General features: G+C 67.2%; 2 protein-coding genes. Both read left to right on the forward strand.

The window, feature by feature from the left end; translation table 11 throughout:
- Positions 1–230 precede the first annotated feature (230 nt).
- Positions 231–527 carry a hypothetical protein gene (locus B100_RS0133520; protein WP_024888692.1) on the forward strand — a complete coding sequence of 99 codons (297 nt, stop codon included), beginning with the start codon at positions 231–233 and terminating at the stop codon, positions 525–527.
- A 9-nt stretch (positions 528–536) separates the two neighbouring features.
- Positions 537–1,232, forward strand: a complete 696-nt coding sequence (locus tag B100_RS0133525) for a helix-turn-helix domain-containing protein (RefSeq protein ID WP_158686781.1) — start codon at positions 537–539, stop codon at positions 1,230–1,232.
- The last annotated feature ends 316 nt before the right edge of the window (positions 1,233–1,548 follow it).

Consider the following 1,548-nt stretch of genomic DNA (forward strand, 5'->3'; position numbering starts at 1 on the left):
CCCCCGCCGTAGCCGATGTGTTTGAACAGCAAGGTCGTATTGGCACGCTGATGCACCAATGCTCTGACGCGCTAGGAGTTGTGGCAGGGGGCCTGCCATCGTGAACGCGTCCACTCGTGTGAGGGAGCGCCAACTCCCGCTGAGTACGTAGACGGACGAAGTCAACGGTTGGAGCCGAGTAGTACCGTCCGGCGATCATGCGGTCGCCGGACGGTGATTAGGGAGACCTCATGGGCGTTGAGCCCTTCGCTGCCGTACGCACGGCAGCACCTGCCCCGGCGTCGCACAGCAGCGACCCCACGTCCGCGCATGGCCGTTTCGCGCTGTCGCACGCGCTCGTCATCATCACCTGCATCGTCACCGCGGCGATCCTCGCCCCGCGAGAGATGACCGTCGGAGACGTCCTCGTCCTCATTGCCAGCTCCGGCGGCATCGGGGTCGGTATGGTCCTCGTGGTGATGACCGGCAGCAGGCGCGTCGGTCGCTTCGGCCGCCTCGTACGCGCGTATCTCACCTCGGGGAACTAGGTGGCCGCCATGGCACGCCCTGAAGCACCCGTGGACCGTACCGTCCGAGCCCGTGCGAAGCTCGCCGACTTCCTGCGCGCACGCAGGGCCGCGGCGGGCCTGACCTACAGGCAAATGGCCGCTCTCCCAGGCAGAGCGCTGTCCAAGACCACCTTCGAGCGGGCAGCCTCCGGCACCACGATTCCGGCCCCGGAGACAGTGGAGGAATTCGTCCTCCGCACCATGACGAAGGAGGAGGAGTTCAACGGCAGCATCGACGTCGTCGTCGACCAGGCCCGAAGGCTGTGGACCGAGGCGCGCAGAGCAGTCCGAGCGCCCTACTACCTGCACAAGGCACCTAACCCGGCACTCGTCAGCGACCGGGCAGACTTCAGCCGGGCCTTGCGCGACCAGCACGCGTGGGCCGGCTGTCCATCCCCCGGGGAGATATCGCAGATGTCTGGCCCCGGAGTGCTGCCGAAGACCACTGCCTATCGGATCATCAAGGGCAGGGCTCTACCCGTCACTCCAGGCCAGGCGATCGCCTTCCTGAGGGCCTGCGGTGTGCAGGCGCTCGAGGAGCCTGAGTGGCTCGCAGCAGCAGTCCGTGTCTTCGTCGACAGTCGCAGCCGTTCTGTCTGGGCTGAAGCGCAGCTTCAGGCTCAGAAGGAGGTCGCAAAGAACCGAGACGATACCCCCGCACGGTTCCTCAAGGCCGCTGCCTAACCAGGCTCCGGCTCAACCTCACGGCTGGCCCCCTCCGCGGTCCTCATGGCGCAGCGGCGGGGGCCGCCATCCTCGTCTCCGTGCCCCTGGTCGATGACCGGGGGCTTTTTCGTGCGCGGTCGTGTCTGCAGGCGTTCGACCCACCCGAAGGGGAGGAGAGGGAGTTGCGGGGCTAACCCGTTGCTCCCCCAGGGTTCCGACTGGATCGACCCGGATTGTCCGGGACGGGAGGACTTTTTCCGAGCACCCTTGGAGGAGTACGTGAGCAACGAGCAGCGCGACGAGCAGCCGCAGGCGCCGGCGGCCCCGCAGGCGG

It is taken from the genome of Streptomyces sp. CNH189 (assembly GCF_000527195.1).

Bases quoted from the DNA above. Each gene is read 5' to 3' on its own strand.
- B100_RS0133520 (WP_024888692.1), top strand. From the start codon at position 231: ATGGGCGTTGAGCCCTTCGCTGCCGTACGCACGGCAGCACCTGCCCCG.
- B100_RS0133525 (WP_158686781.1), top strand. From the start codon at position 537: ATGGCACGCCCTGAAGCACCCGTGGACCGTACCGTCCGAGCCCGTGCG.